Genomic DNA, 21181 nt, shown 5'->3' with positions numbered 1-21181 from the left:
TCAATGGCACAAACTATAACAAGTAAAATAAGTACATTGCTTAGTGCTTTATCTTATAGGCCATTAAATTTGTTTCACTCTTGTTATAACCACTATCAAAGTCAAAAAAACTTTACAACTATGAGATTACGTATTGCCCATTTCCTATTTTTCCTTTTTTCTATTTCTTCCCTATTGAGTTTAGGCTCCTGCAAAGAAGAAGCAAAAACGGAACAAAAAACGGTTCCACAAAAAGAAAAGCAGCCCAATGTAATTTACATTCTAGCGGATGACCTTGGCTATGGGGATTTAAGCTCATACGGTCAAACAAAGTTTGAAACGCCCCGTATTGATGAATTGGCGGCTAGAGGCATACAGTTTACACAGCATTACAGCGGAGCTCCCGTTTGCGCTCCCGCCCGCTCATCCTTAATGACGGGACAACATACGGGCCACACTCCTATTAGGGGCAATAAAGAACTTGAAGGCGAGGGTCAAACGGCCCTGCCTGGCAATGCGGTTACCGTAGCCGAAATCATGAAAAAAGCAGGCTATACCACAGGAGCTTTTGGCAAATGGGGATTAGGTTTTATTGGCAGCGAAGGTGACCCAGTTGCACAAGGGTTTGACGAATTCTACGGATACAATTGCCAGCGTATGGCGCACAGGTATTACCCTCCCCATTTATGGCACAATGAAGACAAAATCTTACTTGATGGCAATGACTGGACAAAAACCGAAACCTACGCACCGGATAAAATTCAGGAAGCAACTTTGGCATTTATAGAAGCCAATAAAGAAAAGCCCTTTTTCGCCTACGTTCCTTTTGTTTTGCCTCATGCAGAATTAATTTCTCCCAAAGACTCCATTTTTGATAAGTATAAGGACAAATTTGAGGAAACACCCTTTACGGCGGAAAACGATTTTACCTCGGACTATGGTCCTGACATTGTTCATATGGAATATGCACCCCAACTTAAGCCGCGCGCTGCCTTTGCATCTATGGTATACCGTATGGATGTGTATGTAGGGCAAATATTAGATAAACTGGACGAACTGGGCATTGCGGAAAACACCATTGTTATGTTCGCAAGTGATAACGGCCCACATGCCGAAGGTGGTGCAGACCCTGAATTTTTCAATAGTTCTGGAGGACTAAGGGGCATTAAAAGAGACTTGTACGAAGGTGGTATACGCTCTCCGTTTATTGTTACATGGCCCAATAAAATTAAACCTGGCTCAACCTCCGATCATGTTTCTGCATTCTGGGATGTAATGCCTACATTGGCCGAAATCACTAATACAGACGTTCCGGCCGCTAGTGACGGTATTTCATTCCTTCCCACCCTGTTAGGCAAAGAAGGCCAAAAAGAACATGACCACCTGTATTGGGAATTCCCTATTAAAAAAGGACGAAAAGCAGTTAGAAAAGGGGACTGGAAAGGTGTTATTTACAATTTTACCAAAAAACCCCAAGGCCAATTTGAGCTTTATAACCTAGCCGATGATCCATCTGAAACCAAGAATGTTGCCAATGAACATCCAGAAATAGAAAAGGAGATGAGGCAAATCATGGAAAGCGAAAGTGAGGCATCAGAACTGTTCCCTTTTGAGTAGTTTTCGATTTAAAAATCAACCAAAAATTAAACCATTGCATATCCTATGAAAACCATTTATTTTCTTCTAAGCCTTATTTTATGGGTTTCCTGTTACGCCCAGAAGCCGAACAATACTAATTCAGAAAAGCGTCCCAACGTAATCCTGATTATGGTTGATGACCTTGGGTACGAAGGAATTGGCGGTTATGGAGGTACATCTTATAATACCCCAAACATAGATAAACTTGCTGCTACCGGTATGCAGTTCAATCAGGCGTATGCACAGCCGCTATGTACTCCTACACGTGTAAAACTTATGACGGGGCAATATAACTTTCGTAATTGGGAAGCTTTTGGAATTTTAAATCCTAAACAAAAAACGTTTGGCCATATTATGAAAGATGCAGGTTATGCTACCTGTATGGTGGGCAAATGGCAACTACAAAGTTATGACCCTCCAGGCTACCCAGGAGGTGAACACAGAAGAGGTATTGGCATGAAAGTAGAAGATGCGGGCTTTGATGAATACAGCATGTTTCACGCCTTTCACACAGAAGACAAAGGTTCCCGGTTTGCCAATCCCACAATTTATCAAAACGGAGAATTCCTAAAGGAAACAGATGGTAAATATGGCCCTGACATTTTCTCGGAATATTTAAACGATTTTGTTAGCCGTCAAGCGGATAAACCATTTTTCGTGTATTACCCTATGGCTTTAACGCACGGTCCCTTTAACCCAACACCAGATAGTTCCGATTGGAAATATGCTGAAAAAAGATTGGATGACGAAACCGTATACTTTAAGGATATGGTAGAGTATTTGGATAAAATTATCGGGAATATCGTAACTAATCTGGAAAAGAAAGGCCTACGCGAAAACACGCTTTTAATGTTGTATTCCGATAATGGCACACACCAAACCATTTTTTCCAAGATGGGAGACCTAACGGTTCAAGGTGGGAAAGGTTTAACTACCGAAGCAGGTATTAAAGTCCCTTTTATCGCTAACTGGCCGGGTCATATAAAAGAAGGCAGCGCATCAAATGAGTTTATTGATGCCATAGATTTTATGCCCACTATTCTTGAAGCTACAAACACCCCGACCCCTGCCGGTTTTGAGCCAGACGGGGAGAGTTTTTTACCGGTCTTGAAAGGGGAGCCTGTGGAGCGTAGAGACTGGGTATTTATGAGCTACGACCCTAAACCGGGTTGGGACAAAAAACAATTTGCCCCAGCGGAATTTGTACTGAACGCCAACTATAAGCTATACGGAGACGGCAAGTTCTATAACACAAAAAATGATGTACTGGAAAAAGATTCGTTGCCATCCAGTAAACTCTCTACACAGGAAAAACACCTTAAAGGGAAATTTCAAAAGGTTTTAGACTCATTAAAAAAATACCCCACTTACGGGTGGATAGAACGTTTAGCTCCAGAGTTTGATTCGCTAGTGTCAAAACATGCCCGTATTGAACTGGTTGCCGAAGGTTTCAACTGGTCCGAAGGCCCGGTATGGTTACCAAAGGAGCAAAAGCTCATTTTTTCCGACGTTCCCGAGAACAAAATTTACCAATGGCATAATTTAGACGGGCTCAGCTTGTACATGTCTCCTTCGGGAGGTACGGGAATTGCAAATGGCAATACAGGAAAGGGGTCTAACGGACTTATTCTTGACCCTCAGGGAGATTTAGTTATTTGCCAAGTAGGAGACCGCAGAATAAGTAGACTTGCAAGTTTGCAGGATTCGCTTCATCCAAAGTTCACCCCTATTGTAACCGATTATAAAGGAAAAATATTCAACTCCCCCAATGACCTGGATTATGACGCTAACGGAAACCTTTACTTTACGGACCCTGCTTTTGGTTTAGGTAATGGTAAAAGTGCCATTGGTTTTAACGGTGTTTATTTCTTGAGCAAGAATAACAAATTAGTTCTCTTAGATGATTCTATAAAAGCCCCTAACGGCATTGCCGTATCTAATGATAACAAAACCCTTTACGTTGCGGACTCTTTTAAAGATCAACCCAAAATCCTCGCGTATAATATAGTAAGTGACGGAAAAGTGGCCAATAAAAGAATATTCTTTGATGCTACCCAACTTCACAAAGCCAGTATTAGTAAACAGTCTCCTGATGGTATGAAAATTGATAAAGAGGGGAATATTTTCCTAGCCGGTCCTGACGGGGTTTTAGTTATTTCTCCCTCTGGAAAGCATTTGGGAACCATTAGAACCGATAAAAACACTGGAAATTGTGAGTTTAGTGATAATGGTAGGTACCTGTTCATTACTGCGGACGATTATCTTTTAAGAGTAAATCTAAGGCCCTATTCCAAATAAACCGCCATGTACAAAAACTATACTTTATCTATTCTTTCAATAGGTCTTCTACTTCTTTCTTCCTGTGCAGAAAAGAAAAAAGAAGAGGCGAAAGTTACCCAAGAACGTCCCAATATAATTCTCATCATTGCCGATGATATGGCTTGGGACGATAGTGGTGCCTATGGCCATCCCAATATAAAAACACCCAATATAGACCAACTGGCACAAGATGGAATGCGTTTTGACAATGCCTTTTTGACCGCCAGTTCATGCAGTCCCAGCAGAACCAGTATTATTACCGGCCTATACCCTCATAATACGGATGCCGAACAACTCCATTGGCCGTTACCATCGGATAGAGTGACTTTTGTGGAGGAGCTTAAAAAATCTGGCTATTGGACAGCACAAGCGGGCAAATGGCATTTGGGCGACTCCATCAAAGACCGCTTTGACCTTGTAAAGGACGTAGGTACACAAGGTTTTCAGTTATCGCCAACAGGTGAAAAAACAAAACAAACGGGTGATGGTAGCGGTTGCGAAGAATGGGTACCCGTACTTCAACAAAGACCGGAAGACCAACCTTTCTTTCTGTGGTTGGCGGCAGTTGACCCGCACAGACCTTACACAGAAGATATTATAGATAACCCTCATGCTTTAGAAGATATAATTTTACCCACGTATTTCCCGGATACCAAAGAGGTTCGCAAAGACTTTGCCCACTATTACAACGAGATTACTCGTCTTGATAATTACGTAGGTAAAGTAGTGGCGGAATTGGATAAACAGGGCATTTCGGATAACACTATGATTCTATTTATTAGCGATAACGGCAGGCCTTTTCCTCGTGATAAGACCACTCTTTATGACGGCGGCATAAAAACACCATGGATCGTAAAGTGGCCTAATGAAGTAGAATCCAATTCTGTTAATTCTAACTTGGTAAGCTCAATAGACATAGCACCCACCTTCCTGAAACTAGCAAATTTGGAGCCTTTGTCCAGTTTTGAAGGTGAGGACTTCTCACCGCTATTAGAAAACACCAAAACAAAAGTAAGAGACCTTATTTATGCCGAAGACCATTGGCATGATTACGAAGATTACACCCGTGCGGTACGCTCGGAAGAATACAAATACATCCGCAATTTCTATACGGATTTACCCAACACCCCATCTGCGGATGCTTTTGTTGGAGGTACATTTAAATCTATGCAAGAGCTAAATAAAAAAGGGGAACTCAACCAAGCGCAGTTAGCTTGTTTTATAACACCGCGCCAAGAAGAGGAGTTGTACGATGTTGTTAATGACCCTTACGAGCTAAAAAACTTGGCACAAGACCCAGCGCATCAAAGTACGCTTGAGGCGCTTCGTAAAGAAATGAATAGCATCCGTAAAGCTTCAAACGATAGTCTTCCGGATTTTAGAACACCGGATGAATTTGATCGCGAGACAGGAAAATCCAACTCATTCAGAAAAAGACCTCGACCTTCAAAAGTGGAAATGGAGAAAATTATCAGGGCCATGAAAAAGTAGATACCCTTTAAAAACCGACCACTGTTTCCATTTTCAAATCGGTGTCCACTCTATTGTTTCCCCTAACTCTAAAAAGTGCCGTAAAATATTTTTTACCCTTTAAATATTTAGTTTCAAAGGTCTTGAGGCTATCCACATTGGTAAAGTATTCAACGGTGGCACTCACCCCTATATCGTGTTCCGAAAAGAAAACAAAATGCTCCGTAGCACCAATACCCGGGTATTTTGAAACTATGGCATATTCTTGGTCAACAGAAGAAGTTCCAAAGGCAAACGAACTATCCTTCTTAGTAGGATGACCGGACAGCTCCAACATTTGTCCAGATAATTTAAAGTAAGGATTGGCGTCATTAAAAAATCCGATGAATTGATTATCGTTCTTTACTGGCCCCGCATAAACGGCATTGCCTTCCTTTATTTCCGGCAAAGTAATTTGTGTAGAAAAACGGATGGAGAATTGTTGGTCATAGGTTTGAAAAAATTGTTGCAAATGTTGGGTTGCCATAGCCGCCATACGCGTAGTATAGCTATAATTTGCAGGGCGTAGCACCCCTTGCAGCTCTGGTTTCCTCTTCAAAAGGTCATAAAACTCATCAACACTGTTTATTTGAAAATCTCTGGTCCAGCCCCTACCACCGGTCATGGTTTTACCCATGGCACCAAAGTGATCTCCCAAAATAACGTTAGTAGAAGTATCCGAATCCAAAAAAGACTCCCATAACAACGGTTTCTTTAATGGCATTTTATTCACCAATAACAATATCAAGGCTATGAGCAATAAAGCATAGGGTAAAATTTGCGTCCAACTCAATTTTTGGACCCAACCTGCCGGCACCTGCTTCTTTACAAACCTTACTTTATACTGGCCTTTATCAATTTTCAATTGCCATGCATCAGTACTGCCTTCGCTTGCATAGTAGGTGGCCAACTTTTTTCTAAGGTTGTAAATATTAACCCTCACCCTTGGATTACTTTTTTCATCCGTTTGGCTATTCTTAAAGAACTCAAGCTCTATTACGGTCTCTTTTAGATGCTCCCCTCGTTTGGTAGCCTCATAAAGATATTGTAGCAACCCCCTACTTGTAGGCGCATTTTTAAAAGTTTCACTATCCCTAATTTTAGAAACTACCTCTTGTTCTATTTTTTTCGTCAGTTGCATATAGAATACAGTAAAATGGGTGCATCCCGTTCAACTTTAACCGTTATAGCTACCGTTAAAGAGAGGTTAAAGTACTAATAATAAAGTGTGGAACATACATTTGCTAGTATCAATTTTATTTCCATTCCAGAAAACATGCCCGAATACCATTCTAAAAAACGACAAATGAAAATCACTTCTACCTTTATCCTACTGCTACTATCCATTTTGGGAGCGAGTGCCATGCAGAGCAACGCACCATCAACAGATGTGGAAACACAAAAAGTTTACCTCTCAGGAACAAGTAAAGATGATATGGTAGACTGGGAATTCTTTTGTTCCGATGGTATGAACAGCGGTAAATGGTCAACTATTGGCGTACCATCTTGCTGGGAGCTACAGGGTTTTGGAAATTACAACTATGGAAAGGATGACTTTGACGTGCGTAAGAACGAATATGGGCTTTACAAACATCAATTTAATGTTCCCAAAGACTGGAAACAAAAAGAGGTGAAAATTGTCTTTGAAGGTGTTATGACGGATGCCGAAGTCAAGATTAACGGAAAACTTGCCGGTGCAATACACCAGGGTGCGTTTTACGAATTCAAGTACAACATTACCAAACTCCTGAAGTACGGCGAAAAAAATTTACTGGAGGTTAAAGTCAATAAAGCTTCCTCCAATATGTCCATTAACCATGCGGAAAGACAAGCCGATTTCTGGATTTTTGGCGGCATTTACAGACCGGTTTATTTACAGGCTTTTTCAAAAGAAAATATAGAACGCGTAGCTATTGACGCCAAAGCGGATGGAAGTCTTGAAGCCGATATTTTCACAACATCTAAAAAAGCACAATCGCTCCGCATTTCATTATTGGATATTAACCACAATAAATTGCAAGACCTACCGGCCACCAGCATTACTAAAGAAAACGGAAAGTGGAATTTTGTTTCAAAGGCAAAGGACATAAAATCATGGAATCCGGAATCACCACAGCTCTATTTCCTGAATATAGAACTCTTGGGTAAAAAGGGTGAAGTGCTCCATAAAACTATGGAACGCATTGGCTTTAGGACGGTTGAAGTTCGTGAGGCGGACGGAATCTATGTAAACGGACAACGAATTAAGTTCAAAGGTGTAAACCGTCATTCATTTTATCCCTCCTCGGGAAGGACCACTTCCAAAGCACTTAGCATAGAACATGCAAAAATGATGAAAGACATGAACATGAATGCCGTTCGCATGTCTCACTATCCTCCTGACACCCACTTTCTAAATGCAGCGGATTCTCTTGGTCTTTTTGTCATAGACGAAGTCTGCACATGGCACTCTCCACACTTGGACACAAAAGTAGGCGAGAAAATAGTTAAAGAAACTGTAGTTAGAGATGTAAACCACCCATCTATTCTTCTTTGGGCCAATGGTAACGAAACAGGTTGGAATACGGAGTTAGACGATGATTATGCCAAGTGGGACATTCAGAAAAGAGAGGTCATTCATCCTTGGAATATCTTTAACAAAACCAACACCATGCACTATCCTAGCTATCATATTTTTGCTTATGATACCTACGCCAAGGATAAAATCTATTTCCCTACTGAATTTTTACATGGTCTATATGATGGTGGCCACGGTGCCGGATTAGAGGATTACTGGAAACAGATGTGGAATATGCCACTATCCGCTGGAGGTTTTCTTTGGGATTTTGCGGACGAGGCCGTTGTTAGAACGGACAAAAACGGCATACTGGATACAGATGGCAATCACGCTGCCGATGGTATTGTTGGACCTTATGCCGAAAAAGAGGGCAGTTACTTCAGTATAAAGGAAATTTGGTCTCCCGTTCATATTGAGGACCGGTTTATAAAACCTGATTTCAACGGAATTTTCAGGGTACAGAACAGATATCACTACACCAATTTAGCCGATATTAAAATGGTAGCCCAATGGGTACAATTTGATGGCCCCAAAGGAACGGACAAGCTTAAAACCCTATCCGAGGCCACGGTACAGCTTCCCAGTTTAGAGCCTGAGAGCACAGGAACCTTTAAAGTAGATTTACCGGAAAACTGGCAATCATCGGACGCGCTATATTTGACCGCCACAGACCCCAGCGGATTAGAAATATTTACTTGGAGCTACCCTGTACAAACACCAAAGGTCACGAACAATCGCAACATTAATCGCTCAGAAAAAGGAACGATTACCACACATATTGATGCTGGAAACATTACAGTTATAGCCAGCGGAATCCAATATACATTTTCCGAAAAAACAAGTTTGTTGCAAGAAGTTAAGAAAGAGGGTAAAGTTATTCCATTCAAAAATGGACCGCTAATTTTTGACCACAGGGACAAAATAGAATCTTTAAAAGTAAACGAGCTTAAAGATCAAGTAGAGATAGTTATCGTTTTTGAGGCGTCCGACAAATCTCCCAGTTGGGCCAGCCACAAAGAATATAGTTCCGATGTAATTAAATGGACAGTTCACTCCAACGGCCTATTGGACTTGCATGTTGAAATTAAAGGCAAAAAAATAGTGGAAGGGTTTAAAGGCATTACCTTTTCTTTTCCGGAATCCGAGGTTGCCGGCATGAAATGGCTGGGAGACGGTCCTTACCGGGTTTGGAGAAACCGCATGAAAGGCACCAAACTAAAAGTTTGGGAAAACGATTACAACAACACCGTTACGGGTGAATCTGGTTTTGTGTATCCAGAATTTAAAGGCTTCTTTTCCAGTTTGTATTGGGTGCAGGTAAAAAGTAAAAACAATACTGCTTTTACAGTATACTGTAATTCCGAAAACACTTTCCTACGCATGCTAACCCCGCAACAACCAAAAGAAGACCCCAATCATAGAGTTTCCGTAGATTTTCCGGAAGGCGATATTTCTTTCGTCAAAAATATTCCGGCCATAGGAACCAAGTTCCAAACCGGGGATAAAATGGGTCCCCAAGGAAATTCAGAAAATTATTTTGGAAATGATGATGAGCCCATCAGTATAGACCTGACCTTTGAATTTTAGACTGAAAAGTTACGAAACGCCATAAACTAAAAAGAGTCTCATCGGTTTCGACAAGACTCTTTTACGAGAACACTATATGAAAATGAAAAAATTTAATTCTGTTTGATTAACACTGTAAACTTACGGTGGTCCTACGCATTTTGAAAAAATATGATGTGAAGTGGCCGATTTCTGTTGTGAAAACGTCTTTTCTTGTAATTCCACTCAAAATACCCCCATATTTATCCAACATAGGACTGGGCTTTTTCAAGTTAAAACACGAAAAAGAATCTAAAATATGAGGAACCCTATTTTAGCTAAAGCTATAAATTTCGGTAAGTTTTGTTATTGAAAGGCTGGAAACCCGGTAATATCGGCTCCTGTAATCAACAAATGAATGTCATGGGTGCCTTCGTAAGTAATTACACTCTCTAGGTTCATCATATGGCGCATAATGCTATATTCTCCTGTAATTCCCATTCCCCCCAGCACCTGCCGAGCCTCTCTGGCTATCTTGATAGCCATATCTACATTATTACGCTTGGCCATAGAAATCTGTGCAGAAGTAGCCCTACCCTCATTCCTTAATTGCCCTAAACGAAACGCCAATAATTGTGCTTTGGTGATTTCCGTTATCATCTCGGCCAACTTTTTCTGCTGTAATTGGGTAGCTGCTATAGGTTTACCAAATTGCACACGTTCTTTAGCGTACCTCAAAGCGGTATCATAACAATCCATAGCCGCACCGATCGCCCCCCAAGAAATACCATAACGGGCAGAATCCAAACAACCTAAAGGAGCCCCTAGTCCAGATTTATTGGGCAACAGATTTTCCTTTGGCACCTTAACGTTGTCAAAAATAAGCTCTCCGGTAGCAGAAGCCCTTAAAGACCATTTACTGTGTGTTTCCGGTGTTGAAAACCCTTCCATTCCCCGCTCAACTATAAGTCCGTGAATACGGCCCTCTTCGTTCTTGGCCCATACCACAGCAATATCGGCAAAAGGCGAATTGGAAATCCATAGTTTGGCCCCGTTCAACAAATAATGGTCGCCCATATCCTTGAATTTTGTTTCCATACCACTTGGGTTGGAACCATGATTGGGTTCTGTAAGTCCAAAACACCCCATCATTTCACCCGAAGCTAGCTTGGGTAAATATTTTTTTCGTTGTTCTTCGGTGCCATAAGTGTAAATTGGATACATGACCAAAGACGACTGTACAGAAGCCGTTGAACGCACACCGCTATCCCCACGTTCTATCTCCTGCATAATTAGTCCGTAGCTAATTTGGTCCAATCCCGCTCCACCATATTCCTCAGGAATATAAGGTCCGAATGCTCCTATTTCTGCCAATCCACCTATAATTTGTTTCGGGAATTCCGCTTTTTGGGCATACTCCTCAATAATGGGCGAAATATCCCTTTTTACCCATTGACGTGCTGCATCACGCACTAATTTATGTTCTTCGGAAAGAAGGTCATCAAGGTTAAAATAGTCTGGAGCTTCGAACAAATCAGGTTTCATAAGGTGAATTTTAATCAAATATACTGATGAAACGTAACATTACGAATACAAATTGTTACATTTTTAAATAAAAATCTTTGGTCAGCGCAATGTATTCGTTGGTGTACTCATGCCTGCTTGTTTCAATGGTAAGTTCATTGGTCTCCGGCGCTACTTTCTCAAAACCAAACTGCAATAAACTGCGTTTTATTTTAGCGGTAGAACTTCCTTTTACATGGGTAATTCGGTTTGGGTATAAACCATAACCGGCTGCCATTTTGAGAAAAGCGTTCTCTTCTTTAAATGGAATTATAGTGGCAAACGCCCCTTGCTTAGCCATTAATTTTGATACACCTTCCAGCAACTCATCAAAAGGCAACGATTGATTTTGTCTGGCTTTATCCCTAGAAGCGTTGCCACTTGAGACATCCTCTGCATAAAAAGGGGGGTTAGAAACAATTAAATCATACGGATCTTCCCATTCTTTCACAAATTCATCAAGACCGGCATGGTAACAAAATAAGCGATCACCCCAATCCGACATTTCAAAGTTAGATACGCACTGTTCATACGCACCCTCATCTATTTCCAAAGCATCAATAGTATCCGCAAGACCACGCTGGGCCAGCATTAAAGCTATTACTCCTGTGCCGGCCCCAATATCCAAAATAGACTCCGGGTTATTTTCAATGGATGCCCAAGCCCCTAACAACACCCCATCTGTACCTACTTTCATGGCACATTGGTCTTGATTGATATTGAATTGTTTGAATTTAAATAGCTCGCTCAAAATAAACTGCTTTTGATAATAAAAAGGACTTATTAATCCGTTAGGTTGTTAAGAATTCTGCTTTTTGCATCCGCCAAATAACTTCTTCCAACGGTATATCTAATACCGCCTACCTCAACACTGTTACCTTCAACAACACTTACTTTGTCTACTGCAATAGTATAGGACCTGTGAATTCTAATGAAGTTATCTCCCGGTAACTCTTCCGTAAAACTGCTAAGTGTTCTATGTATTATATACTTTGCTGTTGGTGTAATAATTCTGATATAATCCTTAAGACTTTCTATCACCAAAATATCATCAAGATATATCTTCTGTAGTTTCTTCTTATCCACTTTTACAAAAATAGAGGGCCTGTCTTCTTTATCCGGCACACCTCCAATTTTTTTTAACCCTATAACCCGGTTTACAGATTTAAAGAATCTTGGTAAGGAAATGGGTTTTACCAAATAATCAATAGCCTCCAATTCAAAACTCTTTAACGCATGCTCTTCGTGTGCCGTAGTCATGATAACAAAAGGCTTCTTATGTAGGGTACTTAAAAATTCCAATCCGTCAAGAAAAGGCATATTAATATCCAAGAACATAATATCTACCTCGTTATCCCTTAAAAAAGTTGATACATCAAGAGCATTTGAAAAAGTAGCTTCTAGCCGCAATTCCTTGACCCTATTAACATAGTTCTTAATTACGTTCACCGCCAAAGGCTCATCATCTACCACAATTACTTTCAAAATCATTTTACCTTTAGCTTTAAAAACACATTGAACATTTTATCTTCTTCAAAAATTCTTAAATCATATTCATTTTTTGCATACCCCAGCTCCAGACGCTTTTTAACATTGGAGAGCCCTATACCTCCTTTTTTTACAGGGTAAACATATTCTTTGTTTACGAGAGGTATAGAATTAGATATTCTGAAATCCATGAAACCGTCTTCAACCTTAATGTCAATTTTAATTCTCATCTCACCTATATTCATACTTGCTCCATGCTTAAAGCAATTTTCAACAAGGGGAATCAGCAACATTGGAGGTATTTTACAATTGCCAAAATTACCTGAGATATTCATATCTATCTTCAGAGAATCATCAAACCGAATACGTTCCAAATCTATATAATTTCTTATACAATTAATTTCACTGGACAAATCTTGTTGTTGCTTCTTTGTTGCGTATAACAAATAACGCATAAGCTCAGACAACTTCAATATCACTTCCGGTGCTTGATCAGATTTTTCTAAAGTTAAAGAGTATATATTGTTTAAAGTGTTAAAAAAAAAGTGTGGAGAGACCTGCGACCTTAAAAACCTAAGTTCTGTCTTCAACTGGCGCCTTTCCAAATCATGAATCTTGCTATTTTCCCTTAACCAATCAATAGTTAATTTAATAGCTGTAAAGAATGAAATGACATAGACTTCCCCTATCATGGTCTGAACTGCATAACCAATGGTTAATGTATTAATAACCTTTGGGCCTTCTGGCATGACATCCGTACTTACCAGATAATAGGTTAAGTTATACTTTACCATTAGCATTATTAATAGTGCCAATAATATATATACGGTGTACTGAAAATACTTTTTAGTATATATAAACCGGGGCATTAAATAGTATGCATTTACATATGCCAATAACATGTGAATAGGAAAACCAATTAAATTGGTCCGTAGAGAAAGTAAAAAGTCATCATGGATAAATGTCCATCGAAAAGTATTGAAGATAAAATAAACCGACCAAAATAATATGTGATGCCAAGGCTTAATATCACTTGTACCGTGCAAATTGGGACTGCTTAAAAACTTCCTCAATTTAAAACTCATACCCATTCACTAAAAACGATATTTATTCTTTCCCCTAATTAACGTTGGGCATTGATGCGTAGTTGTTAAGCTAAAAATTTTCTGACTAAACAAAATTTTAGAAATATTCAACTCAACGTTGTAAAGTAGCTTAAAAAAAGCTCCTCTGATGTTAAATGTACTTAAAAACATTAATAGCTTGACCGCGTTTTACAATCCGCTTTGAAGTTACAAGATGTTCGGGCATACAATTTTAGTGGATTTCTCAAAATAAACTTGAACAAAACAGAAATAAACTAACGTCCAAATTAATCCTTGTTACCTTTAATTCAAATAATGTGGTTCATTAAGAAATAAAAACAGACCAAAAAGCAAGGTTATGATAATAACTAAAGTATTACAGTTAAAAACAATAGTCCTTTTATTAAACTCTTTACTCTTTATCACAATTTCATTAGCAGCCCAAAAAACACCCCGCACATATGTAGCTCAATACACCAATGATACAATTCATATTGATGGCAAAATGAACGAAAAATCATGGGAGAATACTGGTTGGTCCCATAAATTTATAGATATCGACGGGATAAAGAAACCTAAATATGACACAAGGTTCAAAATGATATGGGATGATGAGTACATCTATTTTTTTGCAGAGTTAAAGGAACCACATGTTTGGGGTACCTTAAAACAAAAAGATACCATTATCTTCTATAACAACGACTTTGAAATTTTTTTAGACCCTGATGGAGACACCCATAACTATTATGAATTTGAGATAAACGCCTTAAACACCATTTGGGACCTTTACCTATCAAAACCCTACAGAAATAATGGTCACGTTACCGATTCTTGGGATTTTAAGGGTGTAAAGACTGCTGTGACGGTAAATGGTACTTTGAACAATTTTTCCGATATTGATAAGGGATGGAACATTGAAATTGCCATACCTTGGTCTTTTACCACTGCTCCAGGCGGAACCACAAAGGTTCCCGAGGGTGAGTCATGGAGAATAAATTTTTCGCGGGTCAATTGGGATTTTGACATAGAAAACGGTCATTATAATAGAAAAAAAGATAGGTCCGGAAAATTTCTACCGGAATACAACTGGGTCTGGTCTCCGCAAGGGGTTATTAATATGCACGAGCCAGAACACTGGGGCTATGTTTTTTTCAATAAAAATTCCGATGCAACGGAATATTCAATTCCCAAAGACGAGTATATAAAATGGTATTTGTACGAACTGTACAGAAACTATAAAAAACACGGTGAAAAAGGTTGGACAAATAAAAATGGTCTACTTGAAAAAGAGGCCAATTTAATACATGGCAAGCCTGTAGTTGCTGTTTTAGAAAAGAACAGCTTTGGTTTTTACATCTGGACAAAAAGTCCATTCACGAATAATAGATTAATTATACATACTGACGGAAAATTTACAACTGACTATGACCAAACCAACTAAATTTTTACAATTTTTACTTCTTACACTTATTACTCTTCATGTTTCATGTGAAACGAATAAAAAAAGAGAGAAACAGGAAAGTTTACTCACCACTTCCGATTTTCCATCAAAAACAGAATCATTTAAACTATGGACTTGGATAACCGCTGAAAAATCTAGAACGGATGAATCCTTTTACGAAGAGTTTAAAAAATATGGAGAAAATGGCATTAATGCTGTTCTAATAAATACATACGGTGATCCAGAATTACTGGCTCGGTTGGTACCAATTGCCAAAAAATATAACTTAGAAGTTCATGCTTGGATGTTTACCATGAACCGCCCTGGTGACAAAGTAGCGGAACAGCATCCAGAATGGTACGCAGTAAGTAGGGATGGCAAGTCTTGCTATGACGAACCACCATATGTAGGGTATTACAAATGGCTCTGCCCCACTAGAAAAGAATCTCGGGAGCACATACTTAGTTTAATTGAAGGACTATCAAAAGTAGAGGGCGTAGCAAGTTTTCACTTAGATTATATTAGATACTCAGATATTTTTTTACCTATTGGCCTACTTCCCAAATACAACTTAAAACAAGAGACAGAATTACCCAGATATGATTTTTGTTATTGTGATGTCTGTACTTCAGAATTTGAAAAAGAACACCATAAAAATCCAAACGATTTTAGTAATCCCGCAATAGATATGGAATGGAAAAACTTTCGTTTAAACAAAGTAAAAGCCATTGTAGACGAGGCATATAAAATTACCCATGCAAATGGTAAAAATCTGACTGCAGCGGTATTTCCTTATCCAGAAATGGCAGACCACATGGTACGCCAGCGTTGGGACAAATGGAATGTAGATGCCGTTTTACCTATGATTTACAATGTATTTTACAATGAAGAAATAGATTGGATCGGTTATGCTACAAAACAGGGAGTTGCTGATCTAGAAGGAAAAAACACTGAACTACACACAGGAATCTATGTACCGGAAATGACTCCTCAACAATTAAAGGAGGCTATGCATCAAGCAAGAAGCAATGGAGCTAAAGGGGTTTCTTTCTTTGATGGACCAGCTATTACACAAGAGCAATGGCAAGTTATAAAAGCTTCACAAAAACCGTGATTATTGTTTTATTCATAAAACTTTACTTTTTCTTAACATGTTGTTAAGCTTTTCACAATTGTTATTTGTCGAAATTTTTCATGATTAAACTAAATATAAATCACCTTAATGCAGTATTTTATACAAACTAACTAAACTCAATAATTTATGAACAAAAAATTCTCTAGTTTTTTGACTGTTGCCCTACTGCTTTTTTTACAAGCTGCAATAGGTCAAGACAAGAACGTATCTGGTGTAGTCACAGACGACACAGGTATACCTCTGCCAGGGGTAAACGTAGTTGAAAAAGGCACATCTAACGGAACGTCTACCGATTTTGACGGAAACTACACAATTAGCGTTGATGCAAATGCAACTTTGGTTTTCTCTTCTTTAGGGTATAAGACTAAAGAAGTAAGTGTTAATGGTCAATCTACAATCAATACTTCGATCACTGAAGATGCCAGTGAGTTAGATGAAGTGGTAGTAACCGCTTTAGGTATTCGAAAAGAAACCAAAGCACTAGGATACTCTCTAACTGAAGTTGACGCTGAAGAAATTGCGACCATTAAAACTCCAAATGCAATTAACTCTTTACAGGGTAAGATCGCAGGTGTTAATATCTCTCAAAATGCTACTGGTGCCGCTGGATCTAGTAGAGTAGTAATTAGAGGTGCAAGTTCATTATCCGGTAACAACCAACCACTTTATGTAGTGGACGGTATTCCTATCGGAAACGGTAATAATGGCTCCGCCAGTTTGTGGGGAGGCTCCGATGGTGGAGATGGCATCTCCAGTTTAAACCCAGATGATATAGAATCTATTTCGGTACTTAAAGGTGGTGCCGCTTCTGCACTGTACGGTTCTCGTGCTGCAGGTGGTGTTATTATCGTTACCACTAAATCCGGAAAAGGACAAGACGGTTTTGGAATAGAAGTTAGCAGCTCAGTAACTTTTGACAAAGTAGACACCTCATTACAGGACTTCCAAACTGAGTATGGACAAGGGGTTAGAGGTGTACGACCATCTTCGCAAAGTGCGGCATTGGATGCGGGCAGTTCTTCTTGGGGCGAGGCTTTTGACGGAGCAAACACCGTCCAATTTGATGGTGCTTCAAAACCTTACTCCTACATTGGAAACAATGTAGATAAGTTTTACAGAACGGGCTCTACCTTAATTAATACGGTAGCTATAACCAATGGGTCGGAAAACATGAGTTATAGATTGTCCGCATCAGACCTTACAAATGAAGATGTTTTACCAAATGCAGGATTGAACAGAAAATCGTTCTCTCTTAATTCAAGCGCTGTTCTGGGCGAAAAATTTACCAGTAGCGTAAATGCGAAATACATTATTGAAAAAGTTAAGAACAGACCAAGACTTTCAGATTCCCCAGGTAACGCCAACTTTTCAGTTGCTTTACTTCCCGGTAATATAGATGTTACCTCGTTACAACCATCTACCAATCCCGATGGATCGGAAAGACAATTTTCAAATAACACATTTTCTACCAATCCATATTTTGCGGCATACAACTTCAACAATGAAGATGTAAGAAATAGAATCATTGCCTCTACTTCACTCAGGTATGACATTCTAGATTGGCTTTCCCTAACTGGTAGAATAGGTATTGACAATGACATCATTAGAAGAACGTCTGCAGAACCGTTTGGCACGGCTTACAAACCGCTGGGAGGCATTAATGAAGAAGAAAGAAGATACAATCAGGTAGATGCTGATTTAATTTTGGCCGCAGAGAAAGACATTACTGATAAATTCGCAATTTCTGGCTTAATAGGTGCCAATACCAACCATGTTAAATCTGAAAACCTGTTCTTAGGGGGTAACGATTTTATTGTTGCTGGTCTAGAAGATATAGGAAATACAGTTAGCCAGTCTAGGAGAAGAGAATATTCAGAGAGAAAAATTGGGTCGGTTTATGGGTCTTTAGAACTGTCTTATGACAGCTGGGCATATGTAACATTTACTGGAAGAAATGACTGGTTTTCAACCCTGTCTTTCCCTGGAAAAACTACCCCCAATGATGATTTCTACCCTTCAATTAATGGTAGTTTAATTCTATCGGATGCTTTTAACATGCCTTCTTTTGTTAGCTTTCTAAAATTAAGAGGAGGTTACTCAGAAGTAGCTGGCGGTGCTCAAGATCCTTATTCGCTTGCCTTGAACTACGAGATTTTTGGAAACCCTATTAACGGGCAACCTTTAGGCAGAGTTTCCGGTAGTACAGTTCCAAATGCCAATTTAGTTGCTTTTAGCAAAAGTGAAACAGAAATTGGTTTGGATATGAGGTTCTTTAACAATAGATTATCCTTTGATGTTGCATACTACAGCAATGAAACAACCAATGACATTGTAGATGTATCAACATCATCATACTCCGGGTATTCTGGCGCAAGCGCCAATCTAGGTAAGGTAAGTAACAAAGGTGTTGAGTTCTTAGTAAGCGGCTCACCTATTAGAACAGATAACTTTTCTTGGAATGTAACAGTAAACGGTGCCTATAACGAAGGTATGGTTGTAGCAACGGACGATGTAGACTCTGATGTAAATTTAGATGAACCAAGAACCCAAAATGTTCGTATAACCCATATTGTGGGTGAAGCTTACGGAACTATTGTGGGTGTACCATACGAACGTGATGAAAATGGAACAATTATTTACGAAATAGACGGCGAAGGAGTTCCTAGAGCTGTTGAAGGTGAGCGCAAAATTTTAGGAGAGGGTGTACCGCCTTTAACCTTAGGTTTCAGCAATTCATTTACCTACAAAAATTTCAACCTTAACTTTTTAATAGATGGTAAGTTCGGTGGTCAGATATTTTCTGGTACCAACACCATACTTTATAGTAACGGTCTTCATAAGAATACTTTGGAAGGAAGAGAAAATGGTTTAACCGTATCTGGCACCGATCAAGCAACAGGTCAGGCATTTACTACTACTATTGCTCCAGAAAACCTATCTACGTATTATAGTGAAATTGCCGATATCGCAGAGGAATTCGTTGAAGATTCTGATTATATTAAGTTCAGACAATTAAGCTTAGGGTATTCCTTACCAAAGAAAGCCTTAGAAAATGTTTTCTTGACAAACGTAAATGTATCCCTAATTGCTTCAAACTTATTCTACCTTAAAAGAAGTGTAGACAATATTGACCCAGAAAGCGCGTATACTGTAGGAAATTCACAGGGTTTGGAATATTTTGGAGTTCCATCCTCAAGGAGTTACGGTCTAACTATCAATGTAAAGTTTTAATAGAGAACTATGAAAAAATCAATATATATATTAATGTTCGCACTACTATCTGTAGGTGCATGTGACGATGGCTTTGAAGAATTAAATGTCAACCCTACCAAGCCAACTCAAGTTGCTGCTAGCAACAAGTTAACTGCCATAATGAAATTTATCTCTAGTGAAAGGTATGATAACTGGAGGGCCGGCATGATTTACCAATCCACAATGATGCAACATGTAGCAACAACTGCAGGTTATTGGAGTGGAGACAAATACACTTGGAACAAAGGCTATGCTTCCTCTCTATTAGATAGATATTATGGAAATGCGGTAAAATCTATTGAAGATTTACAAGTACAACTAGAAGATGAAGGTGCTCCGGAAGAGATGAAAGCTATCGTGAGAATTTTACGTGTTTTCACCTATTCCAGACTTACAGACCTCTATGGCGATATTCCATATAGTGAGGCTGGAAAGGCAGTTATTGAAGGGATTTTTCTTCCCAAATACGATGCTCAAAGCGAAATCTACCCAGATTTATTAAACGAACTGGAAGAGGCTTCCTCTGCATTAGGCTCTGGAATTTCAGAATTTGGCCCTGCAGATGTTATCTATAATGGCGATCAAGCAAAATGGAAAAGATTGGCAAATTCCTTGATGTTACGTTTAGGTCTAAGGTTGATAAAAGTTGACCCTACAGCTTCTCAAGCGTGGGTCACAAAAGCTATAGCGGGCGGCGTAATGACTTCAAACGAAGATATTTTTTACCTACAACACGATGCTGACAATAAGAACGGTATTGGTGAGGTCTTTACGGCTGATGGCAACCCAAGAATGAGTGCCACATTCATCAACTTTCTTAAAGACAATAACGATCCAAGGTTAACCGTATTGGCATCGTTACCTGCAGAAAGAATAATTTTCAAAGAAGACCCTGAAAACCCTGGTCAGTTCATAGAAGACAGCAGAGAGGACAGAACTGAAGAGGAAAGACTAAACCCAGATGCCCAAAGAGGTTTAGTCAATGGTAAGGATGTTCCTATGCTAGAAGAGGAAAATGTTGATTTAGACAATTTATTCAGTAATCTAAACGACTATTCTGAACCAAACAGGTTATTAATTACTTCAGAAACAGCTCCAATGATATTCCAAACCTATGCAGAGGTAGAATTTATGCTTGCAGAAGCAAATGTAAGATGGGGGCTTGCCGGTGATGCCGAAACGCATTACAACAACGGTGTAACTGCCGCCATGAAACATTTATCGCTTTATGGCGAAGGAGGTGTCATTGCAGATGGTGATATCGCAGATTATCTAGCCGCTAACCCTTACGATGCTGCTAATGCCCTAGAACAGATAAACACACAATATTGGGCTGCTACTTTTTTGAATGAGTATGAAACGTTCTCAAATTGGAGAAGAACTGGCTACCCGGTACTTACACCAGTTAACTACCCAGGTAATGTTACCAACGGCACCATACCAAGAAGATTAACATATTCTGAAAGCGAACAAAGTGTTAATCCGGATAACTATGCCGCTGCAATTGCAGCTCAAGGTCCAGATGTTCTTACCACTAGAGTGTGGTGGGATGTTGAATAACATCCATTAAGATTGGTTTTAGAGAGAAACCTCTCATAATAGTTTTGAGTTAATTTTTTTATTGAGATCGAAAAGGAGAGGAAACTCTCCTTTTTTTGCATAAAATAGTA

General features: G+C 39.3%; 13 protein-coding genes. 8 read left to right on the top strand and 5 right to left on the bottom strand.

Annotation, left to right across the window (positions count from 1 at the left end; genetic code table 11):
- Positions 1-120: 120 nt before the first annotated feature.
- Genes SJY45_RS15580 through SJY45_RS15570 form a run of 3 tightly spaced genes read left to right on the top strand, consistent with a single transcriptional unit; the run spans position 121 to position 5427 of the window.
- On the top strand, positions 121-1596 hold the full coding sequence (locus SJY45_RS15580; RefSeq protein WP_400071905.1) for an arylsulfatase: 1476 nt from the start codon (positions 121-123) through the stop codon (positions 1594-1596).
- Positions 1597-1641: 45 nt separating this feature from the next.
- On the top strand, positions 1642-3915 hold the full coding sequence (locus SJY45_RS15575; RefSeq protein WP_400071903.1) for a sulfatase-like hydrolase/transferase: 2274 nt from the start codon (positions 1642-1644) through the stop codon (positions 3913-3915).
- A gap of 6 nt (positions 3916-3921) precedes the next feature.
- Positions 3922-5427 (top strand): sulfatase, encoded by a 1506-nt coding sequence (locus SJY45_RS15570; protein WP_400071901.1) that lies wholly within the window; start codon positions 3922-3924, stop codon positions 5425-5427.
- Positions 5428-5434: 7 nt separating this feature from the next.
- Here SJY45_RS15570 and SJY45_RS15565 read toward each other — a convergent pair whose 3' ends face one another.
- Entirely contained in the window at positions 5435-6586 is a 1152-nt protein-coding gene (locus tag SJY45_RS15565; protein ID WP_400071899.1) for a hypothetical protein, read from the bottom strand.
- A 165-nt stretch (positions 6587-6751) separates the two neighbouring features.
- On the opposite strand from SJY45_RS15565, the gene SJY45_RS15560 reads away from it, so the two are divergent.
- Complete coding sequence (locus SJY45_RS15560) at positions 6752-9589, top strand: glycoside hydrolase family 2 TIM barrel-domain containing protein (protein WP_400071897.1); 2838 nt, start codon at positions 6752-6754, stop codon at positions 9587-9589.
- A gap of 324 nt (positions 9590-9913) precedes the next feature.
- Here the strand turns inward: SJY45_RS15560 and SJY45_RS15555 are convergent, their stop codons facing one another.
- The 4 genes from SJY45_RS15555 to SJY45_RS15540 are packed head-to-tail and all read right to left on the bottom strand — an operon-like array spanning position 9914 to position 13392.
- A complete protein-coding gene (locus tag SJY45_RS15555) occupies positions 9914-11092 on the bottom strand; it encodes an acyl-CoA dehydrogenase family protein (RefSeq protein WP_400071895.1) in 1179 nt (392 codons plus the stop codon).
- A gap of 55 nt (positions 11093-11147) precedes the next feature.
- Positions 11148-11861 (bottom strand): tRNA1(Val) (adenine(37)-N6)-methyltransferase, encoded by a 714-nt coding sequence (locus tag SJY45_RS15550; RefSeq protein WP_400071894.1) that lies wholly within the window; start codon positions 11859-11861, stop codon positions 11148-11150.
- Between the two features lie 32 nt (positions 11862-11893).
- Positions 11894-12601, bottom strand: a complete 708-nt coding sequence (locus SJY45_RS15545) for a LytTR family DNA-binding domain-containing protein (RefSeq protein ID WP_215438649.1) — start codon at positions 12599-12601, stop codon at positions 11894-11896.
- Complete coding sequence (locus SJY45_RS15540; protein WP_400071892.1) at positions 12598-13392, bottom strand: sensor histidine kinase; 795 nt, start codon at positions 13390-13392, stop codon at positions 12598-12600. Before SJY45_RS15540 ends, SJY45_RS15545 begins: the two co-directional genes overlap by 4 nt.
- Before the next feature lie 649 nt (positions 13393-14041).
- On the opposite strand from SJY45_RS15540, the gene SJY45_RS15535 reads away from it, so the two are divergent.
- The 4 genes from SJY45_RS15535 (at position 14042) to SJY45_RS15520 (ending at position 21071) form a co-directional block, all read left to right on the top strand.
- Complete coding sequence (locus SJY45_RS15535) at positions 14042-15124, top strand: carbohydrate-binding family 9-like protein (RefSeq protein WP_400071890.1); 1083 nt, start codon at positions 14042-14044, stop codon at positions 15122-15124.
- Positions 15108-16238, top strand: a complete 1131-nt coding sequence (locus SJY45_RS15530; protein WP_400071888.1) for a family 10 glycosylhydrolase — start codon at positions 15108-15110, stop codon at positions 16236-16238. Before SJY45_RS15535 ends, SJY45_RS15530 begins: the two co-directional genes overlap by 17 nt.
- Positions 16239-16385: 147 nt before the next feature.
- A complete protein-coding gene (locus SJY45_RS15525; RefSeq protein WP_400071886.1) occupies positions 16386-19490 on the top strand; it encodes a SusC/RagA family TonB-linked outer membrane protein in 3105 nt (1034 codons plus the stop codon).
- Positions 19491-19499: 9 nt separating this feature from the next.
- Positions 19500-21071, top strand: a complete 1572-nt coding sequence (locus SJY45_RS15520) for a SusD/RagB family nutrient-binding outer membrane lipoprotein (protein ID WP_400071884.1) — start codon at positions 19500-19502, stop codon at positions 21069-21071.
- The last annotated feature ends 110 nt before the right edge of the window (positions 21072-21181 follow it).

It is taken from the genome of Zobellia russellii (genome assembly GCF_044597075.1).
Classification (GTDB): domain Bacteria; phylum Bacteroidota; class Bacteroidia; order Flavobacteriales; family Flavobacteriaceae; genus Zobellia; species Zobellia russellii.
This window is presented reverse-complemented; position numbering and strand designations above follow the sequence as displayed.

Coding starts and splice junctions, on each gene's coding strand:
- SJY45_RS15565 (WP_400071899.1), bottom strand. CDS start 6,586: ATGCAACTGACGAAAAAAATAGAACAAGAGGTAGTTTCTAAAATTAGG.
- SJY45_RS15575 (WP_400071903.1), top strand. CDS start 1,642: ATGAAAACCATTTATTTTCTTCTAAGCCTTATTTTATGGGTTTCCTGT.
- SJY45_RS15525 (WP_400071886.1), top strand. CDS start 16,386: ATGAACAAAAAATTCTCTAGTTTTTTGACTGTTGCCCTACTGCTTTTT.
- SJY45_RS15545 (WP_215438649.1), bottom strand. CDS start 12,601: ATGATTTTGAAAGTAATTGTGGTAGATGATGAGCCTTTGGCGGTGAAC.
- SJY45_RS15540 (WP_400071892.1), bottom strand. CDS start 13,392: ATGGTAAAGTATAACTTAACCTATTATCTGGTAAGTACGGATGTCATG.
- SJY45_RS15555 (WP_400071895.1), bottom strand. CDS start 11,092: ATGAAACCTGATTTGTTCGAAGCTCCAGACTATTTTAACCTTGATGAC.
- SJY45_RS15520 (WP_400071884.1), top strand. CDS start 19,500: ATGAAAAAATCAATATATATATTAATGTTCGCACTACTATCTGTAGGT.
- SJY45_RS15530 (WP_400071888.1), top strand. CDS start 15,108: ATGACCAAACCAACTAAATTTTTACAATTTTTACTTCTTACACTTATT.
- SJY45_RS15560 (WP_400071897.1), top strand. CDS start 6,752: ATGAAAATCACTTCTACCTTTATCCTACTGCTACTATCCATTTTGGGA.
- SJY45_RS15570 (WP_400071901.1), top strand. CDS start 3,922: ATGTACAAAAACTATACTTTATCTATTCTTTCAATAGGTCTTCTACTT.
- SJY45_RS15580 (WP_400071905.1), top strand. CDS start 121: ATGAGATTACGTATTGCCCATTTCCTATTTTTCCTTTTTTCTATTTCT.
- SJY45_RS15535 (WP_400071890.1), top strand. CDS start 14,042: ATGATAATAACTAAAGTATTACAGTTAAAAACAATAGTCCTTTTATTA.